This is a genomic window from Nitrosomonas sp. Is79A3 (assembly GCF_000219585.1).
GTDB lineage: Bacteria > Pseudomonadota > Gammaproteobacteria > Burkholderiales > Nitrosomonadaceae > Nitrosomonas.
In genome coordinates, this window is record NC_015731.1 from 2,298,866 (window position 1) to 2,319,188 (window position 20,323).

The 20,323-nt window shown below is 45.2% G+C and carries 16 protein-coding genes; 8 read left to right on the forward strand and 8 right to left on the reverse strand.

Features of this window, described 5'->3' with window-relative positions; genetic code table 11:
* Positions 1–12 precede the first annotated feature (12 nt).
* Positions 13–2,199 carry a primosomal protein N' gene (locus NIT79A3_RS10600; RefSeq protein ID WP_013966191.1) on the forward strand — a complete coding sequence of 729 codons (2,187 nt, stop codon included), beginning with the start codon at positions 13–15 and terminating at the stop codon, positions 2,197–2,199.
* Between the two features lie 75 nt (positions 2,200–2,274).
* A complete protein-coding gene (locus NIT79A3_RS10605; protein WP_013966192.1) occupies positions 2,275–2,511 on the forward strand; it encodes a DUF465 domain-containing protein in 237 nt (78 codons plus the stop codon).
* Positions 2,512–2,599: 88 nt separating this feature from the next.
* On the opposite strand, the gene NIT79A3_RS10610 is transcribed toward NIT79A3_RS10605, so the two are convergent.
* From NIT79A3_RS10610 to NIT79A3_RS10630, 5 genes are all read right to left on the reverse strand, one after another.
* Positions 2,600–3,040: a YaiI/YqxD family protein gene (locus NIT79A3_RS10610; RefSeq protein ID WP_013966193.1), complete on the reverse strand. Its 441-nt coding sequence runs from the start codon at positions 3,038–3,040 to the stop codon at positions 2,600–2,602.
* 30 nt (positions 3,041–3,070) lie between these two features.
* The gene (gene pgsA / locus NIT79A3_RS10615) at positions 3,071–3,655 is read right to left on the reverse strand and encodes a CDP-diacylglycerol--glycerol-3-phosphate 3-phosphatidyltransferase (protein WP_013966194.1); all 585 of its coding nucleotides are present in this window, start codon (positions 3,653–3,655) and stop codon (positions 3,071–3,073) included.
* A 64-nt stretch (positions 3,656–3,719) separates the two neighbouring features.
* Positions 3,720–5,537 carry an excinuclease ABC subunit UvrC gene (uvrC, locus tag NIT79A3_RS10620; protein ID WP_013966195.1) on the reverse strand — a complete coding sequence of 606 codons (1,818 nt, stop codon included), beginning with the start codon at positions 5,535–5,537 and terminating at the stop codon, positions 3,720–3,722.
* A 5-nt stretch (positions 5,538–5,542) separates the two neighbouring features.
* Positions 5,543–5,731, reverse strand: a complete 189-nt coding sequence (locus NIT79A3_RS10625) for a 4-oxalocrotonate tautomerase family protein (RefSeq protein ID WP_013966196.1) — start codon at positions 5,729–5,731, stop codon at positions 5,543–5,545.
* 33 nt (positions 5,732–5,764) lie between these two features.
* Positions 5,765–6,439, reverse strand: coding sequence for a uracil-DNA glycosylase (locus NIT79A3_RS10630; protein WP_013966197.1), 675 nt, complete (start codon positions 6,437–6,439; stop codon positions 5,765–5,767).
* 159 nt (positions 6,440–6,598) lie between these two features.
* Between NIT79A3_RS10630 and NIT79A3_RS10635 the strand changes: the two genes are divergently transcribed.
* The 6 genes from NIT79A3_RS10635 (at position 6,599) to NIT79A3_RS10660 (ending at position 16,715) form a co-directional block, all read left to right on the forward strand.
* The gene (locus NIT79A3_RS10635) at positions 6,599–8,386 is read left to right on the forward strand and encodes an autotransporter assembly complex family protein (protein ID WP_013966198.1); all 1,788 of its coding nucleotides are present in this window, start codon (positions 6,599–6,601) and stop codon (positions 8,384–8,386) included.
* A 9-nt stretch (positions 8,387–8,395) separates the two neighbouring features.
* Entirely contained in the window at positions 8,396–12,232 is a 3,837-nt protein-coding gene (locus NIT79A3_RS10640) for a translocation/assembly module TamB domain-containing protein (protein ID WP_013966199.1), read from the forward strand.
* A 177-nt stretch (positions 12,233–12,409) separates the two neighbouring features.
* Positions 12,410–12,691 carry a type II toxin-antitoxin system RelE/ParE family toxin gene (locus NIT79A3_RS10645; RefSeq protein WP_013966200.1) on the forward strand — a complete coding sequence of 94 codons (282 nt, stop codon included), beginning with the start codon at positions 12,410–12,412 and terminating at the stop codon, positions 12,689–12,691.
* An 11-nt stretch (positions 12,692–12,702) separates the two neighbouring features.
* Positions 12,703–12,999 carry a HigA family addiction module antitoxin gene (locus tag NIT79A3_RS10650; RefSeq protein WP_013966201.1) on the forward strand — a complete coding sequence of 99 codons (297 nt, stop codon included), beginning with the start codon at positions 12,703–12,705 and terminating at the stop codon, positions 12,997–12,999.
* Between the two features lie 396 nt (positions 13,000–13,395).
* Positions 13,396–13,809: a hypothetical protein gene (locus NIT79A3_RS10655; protein WP_013966202.1), complete on the forward strand. Its 414-nt coding sequence runs from the start codon at positions 13,396–13,398 to the stop codon at positions 13,807–13,809.
* 68 nt (positions 13,810–13,877) lie between these two features.
* Positions 13,878–16,715 (forward strand): hypothetical protein, encoded by a 2,838-nt coding sequence (locus tag NIT79A3_RS10660; RefSeq protein WP_013966203.1) that lies wholly within the window; start codon positions 13,878–13,880, stop codon positions 16,713–16,715.
* Positions 16,716–16,769: 54 nt separating this feature from the next.
* Here the strand turns inward: NIT79A3_RS10660 and der are convergent, their stop codons facing one another.
* The 3 genes from der to NIT79A3_RS10675 all read right to left on the reverse strand — a co-directional run bounded on the left by der (position 16,770) and on the right by NIT79A3_RS10675 (position 20,304).
* The gene (gene der / locus NIT79A3_RS10665) at positions 16,770–18,167 is read right to left on the reverse strand and encodes a ribosome biogenesis GTPase Der (protein WP_013966204.1); all 1,398 of its coding nucleotides are present in this window, start codon (positions 18,165–18,167) and stop codon (positions 16,770–16,772) included.
* Between the two features lie 258 nt (positions 18,168–18,425).
* Positions 18,426–19,604 carry an outer membrane protein assembly factor BamB gene (bamB, locus tag NIT79A3_RS10670; RefSeq protein WP_083817960.1) on the reverse strand — a complete coding sequence of 393 codons (1,179 nt, stop codon included), beginning with the start codon at positions 19,602–19,604 and terminating at the stop codon, positions 18,426–18,428.
* Positions 19,605–19,665: 61 nt separating this feature from the next.
* The gene (locus NIT79A3_RS10675) at positions 19,666–20,304 is read right to left on the reverse strand and encodes a tetratricopeptide repeat protein (protein ID WP_013966206.1); all 639 of its coding nucleotides are present in this window, start codon (positions 20,302–20,304) and stop codon (positions 19,666–19,668) included.
* Between the last annotated feature and the right edge of the window lie 19 nt (positions 20,305–20,323).

A 20,323-nucleotide genomic window follows, 5' to 3' on the forward strand; every position in this document is an offset into this window, starting at 1 on the left:
TTAACATCGCCTATGCCTATCATTCGTGTCGCACTTAACGTTCCAGTCGACACATTGTTTGATTATCAATCGGATGAAGCAACCCAGCACGATATCGGCTTACGCGCCTGCGTACCCTTCGGAAAGAAACAGGTAACCGGTGTCATCATCGCGGTCAATTCCGAGACACAAGTCCCAGCTGAGAAACTTAAATCAGCACATTGTATTTTCAGGGAAATAGAACCGCTGCCGGCTGCATCGCTAGACTTATTTCATTTTTGCAGCCAGTATTATCATCACCCGCTTGGCATGGTTGTCATGAACGGCTTGCCCGTCAAGCTGCGCGGCAACAAACCGGTCAAATTGAAAGAATCTTCGAATGATCTTCAATACAGCCTTACCAAAGCAGGCAAACAAATTGATTTATCCAGTATTCCAGCACGTCAGCGCATAGCCCGGCGCTTACTTACCGAATTCCATCACGCGACAACGCTAACCAGTCACCAAGCAAAACAAATCTCGCCACGCGCCGTCAAGTTGTTACAAGAATGGGTACAACAGAAATGGGTGTCGGCAATACCCTTTCCTCCATCTGCGGTGAAAAAGGCTGCAGCAATCCCAACGTTGACCGCCGAGCAGGAAATTGCTGTTAATACCATTACAACCGACATCCAGCAATTCAATACCTGGCTGCTGCACGGTGTTACCGGCAGCGGCAAAACTGAGGTTTATCTCAGAATCATTGAACACATACTTGCTCACGGTAAGCAAGTACTGATACTCATTCCCGAAATCAGCTTAACGCCACAACTGGAGGCCGTCTTTCGCGCACGTTTCCCCGCTACCCATTTGGTCAGTTTGCATAGCGGACTCAATGATACGGAACGGCTAACCGGTTGGTTACAGGCGCAACGCGGTGAAGCTAAAGTCATATTGGGCACACGCCTTGCTGTTTTTACCCCATTGCCCGATCTGGGATTGGTCATCGTCGATGAAGAACAAGACAGCTCTTTCAAACAACAGGATGGATTACGCTATTCCGCGCGTGATCTGGCGATTTTTCGTGCCAGAGAAAATGATATTCCAGTGGTGCTGGGATCTGCCACCCCTTCATTGGAAAGTTATTACAATGCGCTCAATGGACGCTACCGCAGTGTGCGTCTGCAATCCCGTGCTATCAAGAATGCCGCATTACCGCTGATTCAGTGTATAGACACGCGCACCAACAAAACTCAGGAAGGTTTATCCGAACCGCTCATCAAAGCATTGGACAAGTGTCTGGCAGAAAAACACCAGAGTCTCGTTTTCATCAACCGGCGCGGCTATGCACCGGTGCTCCTGTGCAAAGCCTGCGCCTGGACAGCCCTCTGCCAGCGCTGCTCCAGCCGTCTGGTCGTTCATTTACGCGATAAAAAACTATGCTGCCACCATTGCGGCCACCGGGAAAACTTTCCCCGCGCATGCCCGCACTGCGGCAATCAGGATATCGCGCCTTTCGGCCAAGGCACACAACGCGTGGAAGAAACTTTGACAGCGCATTTTCCAGCCGCACGGATACTGCGCATCGACCGGGACAGCATACGCCGTAAAAATGCTTGGCAAAACATCCTGCAAGCGATTCATGCGCAAGAAGTCGATATTCTGATCGGCACACAACTGCTTGCCAAAGGACATGATTTCCCGAATCTGTCATTGGTAGGTATTCTGAACGCCGATACTTCGCTATACAGTACCGATTTTCGTGCCAGTGAGCGTTTATTTGCGCAATTGATGCAAGTCGCCGGCCGTGCAGGACGCGCCAATGTCGCCGGTCACGTGCTTATTCAAACCGAGTTTCCTGATCATCCCCTATATCATGCCTTACAGAAACACGATTATGATGCACTGGCACAAACCCTGCTGGCGGAAAGAAAAATAGCCGGATTCCCGCCTTATGTCTATCAAGCCTTATTGCGTGCAGAAGCCCACAACATTGCAATCGTGCTGGATTTTCTTACGCAAGCTGCCAATCTTGCCAAACCGCCCCGCTCCGTTGAACTATTTGATCCGGTACCCGCGCAAATGCTGCGTTTAAAGGGTTTGGAGCGCGCGCACTTACTGATACAATCGTCCTCACGCCGGCAATTACAAGCGTTTATGACCGAATGGTATGCACAAATTAATAAATTGCCCGCACATAAAGTGCGTTGGGTGCTGGACATAGATCCGCTTGAGTTTTGATTTAGATCAGTATTTGCTCTTTGTAATCAGCTCAGCATATTAATTTGAACGATAACTAGAATAAGGAACTAGCCAATGATAGAAAAACATGATTTACACCATGAATTCCCCGAACACTATGATCGCATCCATGAATTAAAGATCAGCAACAGTCATTTCGCGCACCTGTTTGAGGAATATCATTCCGTCAATCGAGAAATTCTCAGAATTGAGGAAGGCGTCGAAAATACAACGGATGAATACCTGGAGGAACTGAAAAAGAAACGCTTGTTATTAAAAGATAAGCTTTATGGAATAATCACCAATACATAGTAATCATTCCGATATTCGCCATCCTGCTATCAAAATAGAGGGGTGGCAGAGCGAATGGATGGTTGTTGCGCGCAAATAATCTTCGCGGCTATTGTGTTAATAATTTATCCAATTGATTCGCAAATGATTTGCGATCATTTTGATTCAAAGTAGACAAACCGCCGGTATCAATACCGCTGGAACGTAAAGCTTCCATAAAATCCCGCATGCTTAATCGTGCCCCTATATTTTCCTGGGTGTATAGTTCACCACGAGGACTCAGCACAAAACCTTCTTTTTTGATGACTTCGGCTGCCAGCGGAATGTCACTGGTAATCACCAGATCGCCTTTTACCAGCCTTTTTACAATTTCGTTATCCGCTTCATCAAATCCGGATTCCACCTGATGCATTCGAATAAATTGTGATGGCGGTATATATACTGGACGATTTGCGATCAATACCAAATGCCGTTTGGTTCTCTCAGCAGCTCTAAACAGAATTTCTTTGATTACGCCGGGACACGCATCCGCATCAATCAAAATTTTCATCGTTTATCACTTGGGGCAGATGGAAAGTAATTAAAGAATCTTATTTTCATCCTTAAGCACCTGTGGCATAGCAGCCTTTAAGTAATAAAACATAGACCATAGGGTTAAAACTGCGGCAATATAAATAAGCCATGTACCTATTTCTTGCGAATTAAAGTTCTCACCGATGCACTCATGATAAAGTAACAAAGGGATGGCGACCATTTGTGAAGTTGTCTTGATTTTACCTAGGAAAGATACCGCAACACTTCTTGACTGACCGATTTGTGCCATCCACTCGCGTAACGCTGAAACAGTAATCTCACGCCCGATGATGATTAAGGCAATCGGCGCATCCAGCCGCCCAAGATAAACCAATACAATCAACGCAGCTGACACCATCAATTTATCAGCAACCGGATCAAGAAAAGCGCCAAACGCGGAGGCTTGATTCAAAACACGCGCCAGATAACCGTCAAGCCAGTCTGTGATGGCTGCACCGGCAAAAATCAGCGTAGCTACCAGATTCTGATTGTCTGGCGATAACCAGGAATGCGGCAAATAAAAAATACCGACAAATAACGGGATAGCGAGTATCCGTAGCCATGTGAGCAGATTAGGTAGATTGTAAGGCATGATCGTAAGCTGATACTGATTGATTAAATGGGTAGCGATCTGGACTGGTAACAGAAAGTAATTATTAATGTATTTCTTTATATATTTTTTCTGCCAGCTTCCGGCTAATTCCCTCTGTTTGTTGTAATTCTTCAATACTCGCGGTTAAAACCCCTTTCAACCCGCCAAACCGGCCTAACAAGCGTTGCCGGCGTTTAGCGCCAACACCGCTGATATTCTCCAGGCTGGAGCTAGTTCTGGCTTTTCCGCGTCTGCCACGATGGCCCTGGATCGCAAACCGATGCGCTTCATCACGAATCTGCTGAATCAGATGTAACGCCGCATGCTCACTGGGTAATTGTAACGGCTTTTCCAGTGCGGGAGAAATCAATTGCTCTAAACCGGGTTTACGTTCTTCGCCCTTGGCCACACCCAATAAATTGGCATCAGAAATACCCAGCTCCTGCAAGGCTTCCTGCGCTGCTGTGACTTGCCCTTTTCCACCATCAATCAGAATCAAATCAGGCAACTGCCCTTCTCCGCTAACAACCTTCTGATAGCGCCGGGAAAGCGCCTCGCGCATGGCGGCATAATCATCACCGGGAGTAATCCCATCGATGTTATAACGGCGATATTCATTATTGCGCATAGAAAAATTATCATACACAACACAGGATGCAACGGTAGCCTCACCGAGGGTATGACTGATATCGAAACATTCAATCCGGTTCAAGCCGGGCATCTGCAATTCCTGCTGCAATGCCAATAAACGTTTTTCCTGGCTAGCGTGCCGGCTCATCATTTGTTTCAGTGCCAAATGCGCATTCTCGGTCGCCATATCGAGCCATACGCGCTTTTCCCCGATCGGATTTAAGTTAATCGTAATTTTATGCCCGCATTGCTCAGTTAATAGATCCTGTATTGCTTCGCGCTCAATTTTTTCGCTCAGAATAATCAGCGGTGGTACGCTTCTATTCAAATAATGCTGTGCCAGAAATGCTTCAACAACAGCTACCGCGGTACAATCATCCGCGTTTTGCGGGAAAAAGCTCTTGTCTCCCAGATGCCGCCCTCCCCTGATCATCGCTAAGTTGACGCATACTTTTCCTGAGCCATCGTTCAGCAGTACACAAGCAACGACATCGGCATCCAGTGCTTTCCCGCTGTCGACAAACTGCTTTTCCCGGATTCTGCGTAAAGCTTGAATCTGATCCCGCAGTGCAGCTGCCTGCTCATACTCCATGCGGTCTGCAGCCTGCTGCATCTTGGCTGAGATAACTTCCATCACTTCAGTTTGTTTGCCTTGTAAAAACAACTCGGCGTTTTTTACGTCATTTTGATACGCCTGCTGAGAAATCTGGCCGATACACGGCCCGCTGCATCGCTTGATCTGAAACAGTAAGCAAGGTCTTGTCCGGTTGCTGAAAACACTGTCCTCGCAGGTACGTAAGCGGAATATTTTTTGTAATAGCTGTATGCTTTCCCGGACTATACCGGCATTCGGATACGGTCCAAAATACTGATGCGTTTTATCCAGCGCGCCGCGGTAAAACCCCAGCCGGGGAAAATTGTGACCGCTCAGAATCACATAGGGATAGGATTTATCATCCCGGAATATGATGTTATAGCGCGGCTTCAGGCTCTTGATTAAATTGTTTTCAAGTAACAGCGCTTCGGCTTCGGAGCGAGTGACCGTTGTTTCAATACCGGTCACTTGCGAAACCATTAACTGGGTTCTGGGCCCCAGATTAGTCTTCTGAAAATAGGAAGAGACGCGTTTCTTAAGACTAATCGCCTTTCCGACATAGATCACTTCGCCTTTGGCATTTATCATGCGATAAACACCCGGCTGATGCGGTAAATTTACACAAAAATCCTTTGCATCAAAATCGGTGTTCGACAAACTGCTTAATCCTGACTACCAAGTAATTTTCCTGCAATCGCCCAATTTTCATCAGGAATCTCATCAAAACTGATATACGTATAGGATTTCGGCTTCTTGGCGATGCGTTCCAGGGTATCGGTCAACTCTGCAGCGATTTGCTTTTTCTGTTCACGTGTTAGTGTTCCGGCAACGCGGATATTGACATACGGCATATAAAATTTCTCCTTTGTTTTTTAGTGATATTCTTATCGATTCATGTCAGTAACAATTTTTTCAAATACTTGTTCAAACATTTCCGCTGTGAGACGTTTGGTTTGTGTATTGTAGCGGCTGCAATGATAACTGTCATAGAGTTTCACGCCATTCTCAAGCGGCAAATGATGGACGGCGCCATGACCGAAAGGATAATCCTTTAGTTTAAGCCGCGCGCTCATTAATGCCGCTTGATGCGCGACTGTCCCGAGCGCAAGTAATGCTGTGCCGTCTTTTTGAACAAATTCGTTGATTTCTGTTGCCAGATATTGGTTACATTGCTTAATTTCCTGAGGAACGGGCTTATTTTCTGGCGGCAGGCACTTGACCGCATTGGTGATGCGGCATCCAAGCAGTTGCAGCCCGTCATCCGCAGAAACGGATTCTGGCTGAGTGGCAAAACCAAATTTATGCAATGTCTGGTACAGTAGAATTCCCGCAAAATCACCGGTAAATGGCCGTCCTGTCCGGTTGGCGCCGTGCATGCCGGGTGCCAGACCAATAATCAATAGTTTCGGATGAATATCCCCAAAAGCGCTGACGGGCCGTGCATAATAATCCGGGTGCTTGGTTTTTACGGATTGCAAGAAATTGGATAAACGTGTGCATTGCGTACAATCAAAAGAATCCAAAGTATTGCAGTGCTGCGTTAAAGAATTATTCGTCATGAATGGGAATCAAAGTAATTGGTGATAGCGCAAGGTTCAATCCGTTCAACATGGAGTTTTTGTTAAACTTCTTTTGATAAAGGTACACTGTATTAACCATAAAAATACAAAAGGATGCTATTTAGACTGAGGCCGTAGCCGGTTTTAGATCGAGTCACTATGTCAAGCACCCCCTCAAAAATTGATTATTATTATATTCGGTTCTGGTCAACAATCCTGCTGCTCATCGCAATCATACCTGGTATAGCTGTGGCGCAAGAATCATTCGATATCACAAAAAATTCAACAACCGTGATATTGTCGGCACCGGACACTATTAAAGAATTTCTTGCAAAGTACTTTAAACTCCCAGCAGAACCCTTTGCTGACAGTACTGCCGAGAAAACTTTTCTGTATCGCGCGCAAAAAGAAATTCGCAGCTTACTGGCAACAGAAGGTTATTTCTCGCCCGTAATTACATTGTCGCACCAGACTCAAGGGGAAGTTACAAAACCCGAAATCCGAGTCGATCCCGGCGTAGTAACGCGCATTGGCGAGGTTTCCATCGTGTTTCGCGGTGAAATCATACAAGAAGACGCCAAATACCGGAAACGCATTGAACAACTTCGTGCCGCATGGTCTTTACAAGCGGGCTCACCCTTCCGTTCTTCCGAGTGGGAACAAGCAAAAGCGACTTTATTATCTGACATCACACAAGAAGATTTTGCGGCAGCAAATATTGTTACCAGCCAGGCAACGATTGATCCCGATCATGCACGTGCGGATCTCTCCATAATCATTGATTCCGGGCCCATTTTTTATTTGGGTGCGATACAAATAACCGGATTAGAACGATATAACCAGGCATTGATCACTAATCTCGCGCCATTTAAAACCGGCGATGCGTATCGACGCGAACTACTGCATCTGTTTCAAATTGCACTTCAAAAAGCGCCGCAATTTAACACGGTCTCCGTCAACATTTCTCCCGACACATCCCAACACAAGTCCATTCCTGTTCAAGTCGTTTTGACTGAAGCGCAATCGCAACGTTTCGCATTTGGCGGCGGTTACAGCTCGAACAACGGGGCACGCGGTGAGATCAATTATCGTAATCATAATTTCCTGGATCGCGCCTGGAATTTGACGAGCATGCTGCGTCTAGAGCAAAAACGCCAAACCTTTTTTGCTGGCATTGATACACTTCCCGATCAGAATAATATCAATTATTCATTAATCACCAGCCTGCAAATGACTGACATTCAGAATTTGAAGACGAATGAACAAAAAATTGGTATGACGCGCAATTATCAAACGCCAGAAATTCAAATGCAGTTTGGAATGAATTGGCAACGAGAAAATAAACAGCCTGCGGGTGCAATCAACCAGATTAATGAAGCTTTAACGCTGGACTGGCGCTGGCGGCGCCAGATTGTCGATGATCCGCTTAATATCCGGCGTGGTGATGTGACCGAGATTCGTATCGGAGGAGGCAGTCAGCAACTCCTATCAACCCAGGATTTTGTACGCACCTATGCGCGACATCAAAGCTGGTGGCCGGTTGGCTCTCAGGATGTCATTTTTCTGCGCGCGGAAATTGGTTACACGCTTGCTTCGTCACGCTTCGGAATTCCTCAGGAATATCTATTTCGTGCGGGTGGTATTCAATCGATTCGCGGCTATGACTTTAAAAGCATTGGGGTGCAGGAAGGCAATGCAATTGTCGGCGGCCGTACCATGGCAACGGGCACCATTGAATACACGCGCTGGATAACGCAGCAATGGGGTGCCGCTGCTTTTGCGGATATCGGTAGCGCTGCGGACAGCTGGCAGAAAATGCATCCGTTTATAGGCTATGGCGGCGGCGTTCGCTGGCGCAGTCCTGCAGGACCTATCGCGCTTGATCTGGCCCGGGCGCATGAAACCGGCACGTTACGTTTCCATTTCTCTATGGCGGTTGCATTCTAAACTTTGACCATGACCAATCAACCGCATAGCAATCAGAATCCCAAGCGGATCAGTCAGAAATTCAAACGGCTGATCGGTGTGCTCTTAGTCTTGCTGGTGTCCGTGTCGATAGCCGGGTATTGGGTATTGAACAGCCAAACAGGGTTACAAGGAACGCTCTCGACAATCAATCGATTGAGTTCCGGGGCGATTCAATTTGAAGGAATTCAGGGAACACTGCGAAACATTCAAATTAATAGCATTCATTTTGCCAATGAGGAATTTCAGTTAACACTGCACAACACCCACGTAACCTGGAATCCCAATGATTTGCTTCAGAAGCAGATAAAAATCGATCGGTTATCTGTTGAAACGATAGATATCCGCATACTCCCTTCACCCACTGCAGCGCCACAGCGCACTTTACCCGAAAACTTATCTCTGCCATTTGCTCTGTCAATTCATGCGATTAAAGTAGATTCTGTGCATTTAATCTCAGCGACCCATGAAAGTTCTACTTTGATTATTTCTGACCTTATGCTATCGGTTGATAGCAATGGGCATTACCACCGACTTAACAATCTGGATTTTCGTACACCTTGGGGGGTTTTCAGTGCTCTGGCAGAACTCAACGGAAATTCTCCTTTTGATCTGTCTGCGCAAATCGATCTGTCTGATGCCCATCAATGGGGCGATGCGCAAGCTGTCATCGCCGGGAATCTGGAGCAGATGAATATTCAGATTCATGCCAAGCAGTCGCACACAAAAAAAGATTTGACTCTACAACTGCAGCCATTTGCAACCAATCCAGTGACACAGTTTCATGCAGTTTTAGAAAGGCTTAATCCGGCTAGTTTTGTTTCGGACGCACCCCATGCCAGCCTTTCCGTCATCACAAATTTGATCCAGAATGAATCCGGACAACTTGAAGGCAAGATTCTAATTGAGAATCATGCTGCGGCCACATTGAATGACGGCAGCCTACCCTTTTCCGCAATCAGCGCGCAGGCGCGCATCACTGCAGAAATCCTGCAGTTGCAGGATTTCCATGCGCAAATTAAGCCCGGCGAAATTGTAAGCGGGGATCTTATCTGGCATTTAGAAGAAGCTTCCGGGGCAGCCAATCTGCTTGTCAGCAAAGTAAATCCGCAGCATATCGATAGCCGCGTCCGCGCAGCCCAAGTTTCGGGTGAAATTAAATTGGAAGGCAATGCGCAAACACAGTCTGTCCGTATCCAGCTCAAGGATAATTCAATCAGTTTCAATGCGGCAATAAAGCGGGATGGCGAGCATGTTACGCTCGAGCAATTTAATCTTCAGCGCAGCAAATCACAATTAGCCGGGCAAGGGAAATTCAATCTCGGCAATGAACAATCATTTGAACTGTCAGGGAATCTAGAAAATTTTAATATTGCTGATTTTATCCAGGCACCGGATTCTAATCTGAATGCAGCGATCCAGCTATCTGGTCAATTGTCTCCAAGAATCTCTGGAATATTGAAATACACGATTCAAAAAAGCCGCTTAGAGAAATTCCCGGTAACAGGAGCCGGTCGGATTGCATTCAATGGATTGGACCAGATTAAGGGTAAGGCAGAACTAAATATCGGATCCAATCATTTTCTGGCACAAGGCGGCACCGGTGAATCCGACGAAACCTATCAACTCGCTGTGAATGCGCCCGCTTTAGAACACCTCGGCTTTGGTTTGGCGGGCGATTTACAGACACACATTCAGTGGAACGGAAACTTTCAGTCACCCGATCTTGATCTCAAGATAAAAAGCCGGCATCTCCACTTACCGGGAAATCAACACCTCTCAGGGCTAGTTGCCGATGGAAGTTTAAACAATGGAACTATTTCACTCAAAGCAACTATTGGAAACTATGCTGCCAGCGATAAAGCAACCCTGCAGCACGTGGAAATAAACGTCGGCGGAAAAATTTCTGACCATACGCTACTGGCTAAAGCACAGATAAATGATATTTCCAAAATCCAATTAAAAGCCGTAGGCGGCCTAGACAAAAAATCACCCGCTCAATCCCTGCGCTGGAACGGGCAATTAGCCGAACTCACCTCCACTGGAAAAATACCCGTTCGCTTAACAGCGCCAACAACTTTGGCAATAAATTCGGAATTGGTGTCGCTCGGCCATACAAAATTGTCTGTTTCCGATGGGTTCTTAAGCATCGATCAATTGCACTGGACACCCCGGGAATGGAAAACCCAAGGTCATTTTTCAGGCATCGCTTTACTGCCGGGCGAACACCAGGACTCAAATCAATCGTCGTTACATTTAGGCGGTCATTGGGATTTTGTTTCCAATTCGCAGTTAACCGGCAATTTGCAAATACAACGTGAAAAAGGGGATTGGTATTTACCCAACGAAATATCACAGCCTTTGGGCTTGGAGGTGGCCCGGCTCAAAATCGTCGCACAAAATGGCAAAATAACCGGCAAGTTTGAATTAGCTAGCCAATCTATCGGCACTGCCAAAGCGCATTTGTCCGTACCGGTAAAACAATCGAACAATAGCTGGACTATTCCCGATGAAACACCGCTGAACGGGGAAGTCATTGCCAACATTAAGGACCTGAAATGGATTGATTCCCTTTTAGGCAACAGTGTAAGTACCAATGGGCAACTTCAAGTTCAGGCAACTATACAAGGAACGCTCAAGCAGCCGGATTTTAATGGCCGCGTTTCCGGCACGCAATTGAGTGTGGTGCTGCTGGAGCATGGCATAAATTTGCAGCAAGGCAGCTTGGTTGCCAATTTCCGTCAATCGAACTTAAAGATTGATCGGCTGCACTTTATTACACTGCACGAAGCGCCACCGGATGAGCGGTTGCTAAAAGATGTCAAGCTGGATAGCGCATCGGGCTCTTTAGCAATCACCGGAAACATTGGGCTTGTTGGCAATGAAAGCCGGTTAGAGTTTGAAATGAATCAACTCCCTTTCACACACAAAACAGATTATTGGATCATCGCATCCGGTTCCGGTCAGGCCAGGTATCACAAAAATAGTTTGAGCGTGACAGGCAGCCTAGCGGCAGATGCCGGCTTATTGTTGCAACCGCCGCAAGATCGCCCGGAATTATCGGACGACATTGTGTTTGTGAACAGCCCCCATACTGCCCCGCAAAATTTGTCGCTGCTGTTGGATATAGCCCTCAATTTAGGAGAAAAATTCTATCTCCGCGCAGCCGGGTTGGAAGGCCGCTTAGCGGGCCAATTACAGGTTCAGAATGATAAAAATAATACGCTTAAGGTGCATGGCGCCATTGCAGCAAAAGATACCACTTTTAAAGCGTATGGCCAGAACCTTACGGTTCAACGCGGCATTGTCAGCTTTCAAGGCCCCCTGGATGATCCCGGGTTAAATATTCTGGCCGTGCGGGAAGGCTTAGCAGTAGAAGCCGGCGTTGAAATCATGGGTTCGGTGCGTCACCCGAGGGTGACATTGGTATCGACTCCGAATGTTCCCGATACCGAAAAGCTTTCCTGGATTGTTTTAGGAAGAAAACCCGACCCCGGCGGATTAGACACTTCGGTATTACTGGCAGCCGCGGGTTCTATACTGGGCGGACAATCCGGCGGCGGAATTACGGAACAGATTACTAAGGCACTGGGTGTCGATGAAATTTCATTCAAGCAAGCAGGACTCGGCAGTTCACTAAGCGGACAGATCGGTGTGGTCGGAAAGCGTATTTCATCGCGTGTTTATTTGAGCTATGAGCGCAGTCTGGCGACAACCACCATGGGAATCACGAAACTGACTTACAATTTGACTCCAAAAATTACTGTTGTGACACAAGCAGGCGAGGATAGCGCGATTGATTTGTTTTATACATTTCAGTTTGATTAGAACTAATTTTCTGTACTGAACGGATCAGATCACTATCAAAGAAAAATGACGACTGAAATATACCAAAGCAGAAAAAGACTAGAAAACGACGATTGGAGTTATTCTTCGCTAAAGGGATACTTTATGATAGGCCTTGATGTTCTTGACGGTCGTAAACTATTTGTTTATAGTCTGTGAATGATTCGAAGTTTTGCCACCTCAGAAACAGAGCAATTTTATTCCATTGGCAAATCGCGCCGGCTTCCGCCGGATATTTTGAAGCGCGCAGCAATGCGTTTGATACAACTAAACGCAGCCACACGAATCGAAGACTTACGTTTGCCGCCGTCAAATAAGCTGGAAACATTAACACAGGATCGCACCGGGCAATGGAGTATTCGTATCAACGACCAGTGGCGCGTATGTTTTCGCTTTGAGAATGGCGATGCATTTGACGTCGAAATCGTAGACTATCATTAAGGAACGCTATTATGATCAAACAAGGATTGTCCGCAATTCATCCAGGCGAATATCTGAGCGAAACCCTAACAGAATTGAATATTTCACAGGCCGATTTCGCCCGCGCTATCGGCGTTTCCTCGATGCGCATCACGCATATCATCAAAGGCACACGTCCGGTCACAGCAGAACTGGCTCTACTGATCGGACGCGCTTTGGATCAATCGCCGCAATATTGGCTCAATCTGCAAACCGCTTATGATTTAAAAATTGCCGAGGCTAGCCTTGGCGAGCTGCTGAACGAGGTACATTTGTTGGCACGGGTTTAATCAATGATACTGCGCACCCTGCTCTTTCCAGAGCAATAACAAGAAAGTATGTAGGATGGACGTAAGGAAGCGCATTTGTCGAGAATGATGCGCTTCACTTTGCTCAGCACATCCTACGGACCCGTTGTCACGCAAGCAGGCGAAGACAGTGCGATTGATCTGTTTTATACATTTCAATTGATTAGATCTGATTTTCAGTAATGATTGCATCAGCAACTTCAAATGGCTATATTATTAAACCAGACTCTAATGGGGATAGCCTCATACACAAATGATAAGTATGCGTGCAAGTAACATCGTATAACCTGTTCCAGCGACTGCTGAAATAACCTCGCCAATCATTTGCTGTTTTCCCCTATTCGTTGAATAGTGCTTGTCTTAAGCAGGGAGAAGCTGATGGCATTATCGCAGAAAAATGAACCCGGCATGGCGTTTGTCGGCGTACTGTTGCTGATTGTATTCGGTATCATGATATTCAATGACCAGCCAGTTCAAAGTCCCCGCCCTTACGATACGCCTTATCCGCAACCGTTGGATCGTCAATTGGCTGATTATTCTTACGAAAGCTGGCTGTGGGAAGATCCTTTCGACTTCAAACCAGGCGACCTCAAGGAAAGAGATTTGTATCAGATTGATATCGGAGAAGATTTAGGTCGACTTATCGGCTTAAACAAAGATAAAAAGCAAGAGTTACAAATCAGATTGCATAAAAGCCTGGATGGTCATGATTTTTCAGGAGAAGGAAATGGTTTATGTAGCAAAGAACTTGAAAAAAACTTGCGGACATCACGAGACCCGTCAAAATACTGATTTCAGTCGTCAAGATTAACCCAAAAACTGTTGAAAATAAAGAGAATCGTACCCGGCAGCGCTATGCTGTGAATGCAGGGTTGACAGCCTCCGGTTATTCCATCTTAGAATCTAATCGTTTGAATTTTTGTACCAGTTTAAATGAATCAGCTAATGAATCTATCAGTAAGCATATCAAAAAATATAACGTACGCTGGGAACATTTCAGGCATACAAGTAAACCAGACGTTATTGTTGCCTGGATTACTCATGATACTGAGATTAATAGTTTTATAGATAATTTTGGCAAACGTTTGTTCGATTTAAATTTGAATCTACTCGATCCTGAAAATTATTCAGGATTAAATCATGGAATTTATATCTATGCTTTAGATAACTTATTAAATTCAGGAATAAAAGAAAATAAATATGGCATATATCCTCAATTAGTCAAATTTCATCACCACGATCAGAGTGAAAAACTCACAGAAAGACTTAAAAAAGAACTCAATTTACGCAGAATCGAGAAATTATCTGAGGTCGCCATCATTGCAGAACAAGGCTCAGATACTGCCAACAAATTAGCTGAGAGCCTAAAGAATCTTTTTGATCCGGATAATAAAGGTGAAATGCAATTCTCCTACTTCAAAGGATTGGATGCCAACCAGCAGGCTATCAAGAAACGGGATGAACCTGATAATCAAACCAGTGTAAAAAACTGGAGCGACTATTTTTCACTTCATGCTCATGAAAACCCGTCTATCGGTCATGCGCAATTTGACTACTTGCACCGGCTAGCACAGCAAATTAAAGATCATAACAAAACAGCACATACAGCTCCGACTAAAGATCGCATCAAAGCCGTCGGCATTTTCGGCAGCGATTTTTATGACAAGCTCATCATTCTAGAAGCATTGTGGCGGGAAAATCCGAATATTGTTTATTTCACTACGGATCTGGATGCGCAGATGCTGCAACCGGAATATTGGGATTGGGTACGCAACCTCGTCGTAGCAACGCATTTTGATTTGCGTCTTCGCGACGATTTGCAGAAGCAAATTCCGCCTTTCCGTGACAGCCGACAAACCGGGATTTTTTATCAGACGCGTATGATATTTAGCGATAACAAGAAGGATCTTCAAAATGCACAACTATCACCGCTAATTTTTGAAATTGGAAGAAACGGCCCAGTTTATTTACCTCTATCGATAACAAATTTAGGTACTGATTCCATACATCCAAATTATGATCAACAAAAACAACTGATTTATTCTCTGTCATTTGTTTTCCTTATTACTATCGCACTAATACTTACGGAATATCAGATGCGCCCCAATTCGGGAGCACAAACTTTCTGGCTTTCTGGGACGGCAATTTTCTTATTTCTTATTATTGCCCTGCAGGTTTTTTTTCTTCCTACCGACAACGAGCCATTCAGCTTCACTGATGGCATCAGCACCTGGCCGACTATTCTGATACGTACATTTACAATATTGCTGGTACTCGCATTCATTATCAAACTGATTTGGGCGCTTGAAACTAATTTTTATCGCATGAACAGGAGAAGGGGAAAAGAAGCTTTAAATTTAGAAGAAGGATCCAGTCTCAGAGCAATATTCCGTGATACTGATAGAAGAAGATCAGAAGAAGAGATTCTGGATCACTGGGAAGAGATTCGTACCTCAATAATGGATACTTGTTGTAAGAAAAAATGGATCAAGGTATCTATATTTTTTATGCTATTTGGCATAGCTTCTTATGTCCTTTCTACGTTATTCGATTTTGATCCAAGAAACTATCAGTTCATATATTACGTTTTCATACTTTTGGAAATCATTTTCGCCTTAATTCTTCTATACCCTGAAAAAAAGCTAGAAGACATTGAAGAACTCAAATCGTGTTTTGCAAAACTTTCTCTATTATTAAAAAAGATAGTATCTAATAAAATACTTACTATATTGATTTTTATACCGACCTTATTTGTATTTCTGAATATCCTAACACATCCAGAATTGACCCCTCTTATCGCAACTTTATTGATTTTTTCCCTCCTGATTTATTCAGAAAAAGATGAAAATGAAAAAATGAAATCCATTCAGGAATGGGTACAAAATGATTCGGGGCCTTTTAAGAAAGAGACCTTTCTTTGGAAAGAATATCGGGAACACGGCATGCTTGAACAACGCCTATTGCGAACCACCATCATGTGGTTGATATTTATGAATATTGATATTTTTCTGACACATATGTTTACTGAGCATTCATCGTTCTGCCGCGGTTTTTTTTCCTGCGATGTGATGGATGATCTGACATTAGTCTTTAGCAGCTCTTTCGTCATTTTTCTAATATTACTTGTACTAGATGCTCAAAGGCTTTGCATTCATTGGATAGAAAAATTGCGTACCCAGCATCCATTACTAGTTGACGAGACAAAACTTAATAAAGCACCCTACTGCGATATGCTAGGTTTAATAGATAGTAAAAAAGCAATAAATGATCCATCGCAATCCCTAGAAGAAATCATCACGTTGGTCGCAAAAAGAACGCGTGCTGTCGATCAGCTTATTTATTTTCCGATTATCGCTTTGATGCTGATGTTTTTTGCCAGAATAGTATATTTTGATTTTCTGGAATTTCCGATCAGTAGCGGAATCACCTTTACCATCTGTATTTCTTTGCTTCTATATGCAGGACTGAAACTCAGATCTGAAGCAAACAGATTAAAATTGAATGTTATTGACACTATTGAAAATCAAATAACTTCGATTGATATAAAAGATAAAAAAGAAATGATCAGGAAAATACAAGAAGTGAATTATGGGGCTTTTCAACCCATGTCAGAACAGCCCGTCGTTCGCTCCGCATTATTGTTATTGGGTTCACTCGGCCTTTTTGCGGCTGAATATCTGATGTTGTTCGGCTATTAGTCTGCCATTCCTGGGAACTGATTTCAGGCTAATCTCATTTCCCAGATTGCCAATTTATCCATATCTCTTCCGGTTGCGCCGACGCTTGCCATGCGCGCGCCGGGCTTCAGCTTCGGTAAGCGGTGCAGGTTTTTTGTCGGCATAGGGATTGTGTCCGACTTTAAAATCAACGCGCAACGGCGTGCCCTTCAGTTTAAAAACCTCACGGAAAGTATTTTCCAGATAGCGCCGGTAGGTTTCCGGCACATGGTTGAGCATGGTGCCATGCACGATGATGAGCGGCGGGTTGGAACCGCCCTGATGCGCATAGCGCATTTTGGGGCGCGACATGCCACCGCGCGGCGGCGGGTGTTTCTCGATCGCCGCAATCAATGCACGTGTCAATTTAGGCGTTGATAAATCAGCCATGGCAGCCGCATAGGCTTGATCAATCGAAGGCAACAGATTTTTCATACCGCTGCCGTGCAATGCAGAAATATAGTGCAATTGTGCAAAGCTCAGAAAAGCCAGTTTACGCGTCAGTTCACGTTTAATCGTATCGCGCTGGTATTCATCCAAGCCATCCCACTTGTTAACTGCGATGACCAGCGCGCGCCCTGTTTCCAGTATAAATCCGGCAATATGCGCGTCCTGATCGGAAATCTCATTTTTTGCATCCAATATCAGTACCGCAACATTGGCATCTTCGATAGCTTGCAACGTTTTGATGACGGAGAATTTCTCGATGGTTTCGAACACATGGCCACGGCGCCGCAAACCCGCCGTGTCGATCAATGTATAGTGTTTGTCCTTATGCGCAAAATCGATGTAAATACTGTCGCGTGTCGTTCCCGGTTGATCAAATGCGATCACTCGTTCTTCGCCTAGTAAGGTGTTGATGAGCGTCGATTTCCCGACGTTGGGACGACCGACGATCGCAATTTTTGGATACTTGCTCTCGAGCGGTTCTTCTTCGACATCAGGAAAATCCGCTAACGCATAATCGGCCAATTCCTTGATATTGTCGCCATGGATCGCTGACACCGCGCAAGGATCACCCAGACCTAACTCATAGAACTCAGCGGTGACGACGGCTGTCGCCATACCTTCCGTTTTATTCACGACCAGCAGAATTTTTTGCCCGGATTTGCGCAATTGTTCGGCAATAATTTTGTCATGGGCCGTCACACCTTGGCGGCCATCCACGATAAACAGTACTTTGTCCGCCTCATCAATCGCTTGCAATGTTTGCTTGGCCATAGCATGCAAGATTCCTTCTTTAACAACCGGCTCGAAACCCCCGGTATCCATCACCAGATAGGGTTTCTCCCCTATTCTGCCTTGACCGTAATGACGATCCCGTGTCAAACCGGGGATATCAGCAACGATGGCATCGCGGGTGCGGGTGAGGCGGTTAAACAAGGTTGATTTGCCGACATTCGGCCGGCCAACTAAAACAAGTGTAGGTTTCATGATTTTTTGCTACCAGTGCCGTACACGCTAGGTGTCATTAAATGGAAAGAATTCATATTTGTGTTACCAGAATCCAGATGAATCGTTAAGATTCAGAGAGACTTACAAGGTCTACTAGCAGGCCGTTGAAAAACTATCTGCGTTGCCGCTGCGGTGTTAAAAACAGACTCAAGATACTCATTTATTAAGCATAAGCTGCGCTTTTTCGTCTGTTTTTGTTTTGTATCGGCTGCCTCGAATACGTTTTTCAACAACCTGCTAGAATTGTGTCGTACTAAAGGCGTAGACACCGCCTTTTGCTGTTTGCACTACAAACCCGTCAGGCAATAAACTCGCCGAGTTCGGAATAATACTGCCATCGGTGGCCGAACGCGCTATCAAGGCGCCATCATAATTCCGTAGTAAATTGACATACCCTTGATCATCCCCTACCACAATGTATTGGCCTTTGATGATAGGTCTCGTCAGCTTCTTACTACCTAACCGGCTCTGTTTCCACATGCTGGCACCGCTGAGCAATTCATAGGCAGCAACGACACCTTTCTCTTCGGTTACATACACATAGTCATTGTCCATAGTCAAACCGGCGCTGCTGGATGATTCACGCGCCCAGATTTGCGCGCCATCATTAATCGCAAAGCAGGCGACACGTCCCTGATATGCTGCTGCGCAGACAAATCGATTATTAACCACCGGGGCACTGGTAATATCCGTCATGCGTTCCAGTTCAGTGACACCACGCGGTTGCGAAACGGCGACCTCCCAGCCAATATTGCCATTAAACAGGCTCATAGCCACCATTTTTCCACCCGGAAAACCAGCAAACACAGCGCCATGTGCAATCGTTATTCCAGCAGTGCTTCGGACAGTCAATGGAGGTGTAGCGCCCTGATAAACCCATTTGCGCTTTCCATCAATGGCATCGAGACCAAATATCCGGCCATCGACAGTACGCACAACTACGATATTATTTTGTACTTGCGGTGGACTGAGAATTTCACTAGTGACCGTTGCTTGCCATAACATATGTCCGGATTCATTGTATGCAAGTAGCTCGCCTTTAAATGTTCCAACCAGAATCAGTCCTTCACCAATACCAACGCCTGCTGAAAACTTATTTTTGGTTTTAATCTGCCATAGCTCTTTTCCGCTAGCCGCATCATACTTCGTCAGCTTTCCTTCTTCATCAGCTGTGTATACTGCGTCATTTTCATAAACGGTATAAAAGGAAGCGATATGATTCTCACTGACTTTATTTTTCCATTTTAAAGGAATTGGATCAGCTGCCTTTAAAGCATCGAGCTCTTCTTTTTCATAAACGATGACTTCTTCCTTGACTAATATATCGGATAGCTGCGTACTCATCGATTCAATGATACGCATATCAAAGGGATTCATCGTGCTGCCACAACCTGATAGCAACAAGGTGAATATCATCCAATAGAGTAATATCTGCCAGGATCTGGCAGAATTCAACAGACAAGTCACTTCTTGATAATTAATCGGAATCGCCTAGTCCATCCAGTTTCATTTGAACAATATTGTAATAATTGTTATTTTTACTTAACTTATCGATAGCAGTTTGATAACTTAGCCGTGCTTCTGAAATTTTCTTTGCCGCCACCTGAATGTCACCTTTACGATCCCAATATAATCCTGCAAAGGACTCACCGTGCCCGGCACTCAAAAGCCGTAATGCTTCGTCGTATTTTCCTTCATCGAGCAAAATACCGGACATCCTCAAACGCGCCAAATCGTGCAGTTCTGCTTCTTTCGCATAATCAATGATCCATTGAAGGTTTTGTATAGCACGTTTATTGTTGTTTGCCTGCACATCGGCTTGTGCAGCAATCAAGGCGGCGCGAGACGCATAGCCGCTGGATGGGAATCCTTCTGTGAGCAGCTGAGCCGCGTCATTAATTTTTGCTGGATCATTTGACGATTGAACTTGCTGTACCAGGTTGTATAAATCGGCTGCCTGTTGTGCCTGTTGTTGTTGATAATACTTCCAGGCTTGCATGCCGCCAATCGTTACCAGCAGGACTGTTAGGAAAACAGTGATCGCCGTGCCATACCTGTCCCACCAGGCCTTGAATCCATCAATTTTTTCCCGTTCTTCAAAACTATAAGTTGCCATTATATCTTCCTGAATAAAT

Bases quoted from the DNA above. Each gene is read 5' to 3' on its own strand.
- NIT79A3_RS10650 (WP_013966201.1), top strand. From the start codon at position 12,703: ATGATCAAACAAGGATTGTCCGCAATTCATCCAGGCGAATATCTGAGC.
- bamB (WP_083817960.1), bottom strand. From the start codon at position 19,604: ATGATATTCACCTTGTTGCTATCAGGTTGTGGCAGCACGATGAATCCC.
- NIT79A3_RS10630 (WP_013966197.1), bottom strand. From the start codon at position 6,439: ATGACGAATAATTCTTTAACGCAGCACTGCAATACTTTGGATTCTTTT.
- NIT79A3_RS10635 (WP_013966198.1), top strand. From the start codon at position 6,599: ATGTCAAGCACCCCCTCAAAAATTGATTATTATTATATTCGGTTCTGG.
- NIT79A3_RS10600 (WP_013966191.1), top strand. From the start codon at position 13: ATGCCTATCATTCGTGTCGCACTTAACGTTCCAGTCGACACATTGTTT.
- NIT79A3_RS10610 (WP_013966193.1), bottom strand. From the start codon at position 3,040: ATGAAAATTTTGATTGATGCGGATGCGTGTCCCGGCGTAATCAAAGAA.
- NIT79A3_RS10655 (WP_013966202.1), top strand. From the start codon at position 13,396: ATGGCATTATCGCAGAAAAATGAACCCGGCATGGCGTTTGTCGGCGTA.
- NIT79A3_RS10645 (WP_013966200.1), top strand. From the start codon at position 12,410: ATGATTCGAAGTTTTGCCACCTCAGAAACAGAGCAATTTTATTCCATT.
- der (WP_013966204.1), bottom strand. From the start codon at position 18,167: ATGAAACCTACACTTGTTTTAGTTGGCCGGCCGAATGTCGGCAAATCA.
- pgsA (WP_013966194.1), bottom strand. From the start codon at position 3,655: ATGCCTTACAATCTACCTAATCTGCTCACATGGCTACGGATACTCGCT.
- NIT79A3_RS10605 (WP_013966192.1), top strand. From the start codon at position 2,275: ATGATAGAAAAACATGATTTACACCATGAATTCCCCGAACACTATGAT.
- NIT79A3_RS10625 (WP_013966196.1), bottom strand. From the start codon at position 5,731: ATGCCGTATGTCAATATCCGCGTTGCCGGAACACTAACACGTGAACAG.
- NIT79A3_RS10640 (WP_013966199.1), top strand. From the start codon at position 8,396: ATGACCAATCAACCGCATAGCAATCAGAATCCCAAGCGGATCAGTCAG.
- NIT79A3_RS10675 (WP_013966206.1), bottom strand. From the start codon at position 20,304: ATGGCAACTTATAGTTTTGAAGAACGGGAAAAAATTGATGGATTCAAG.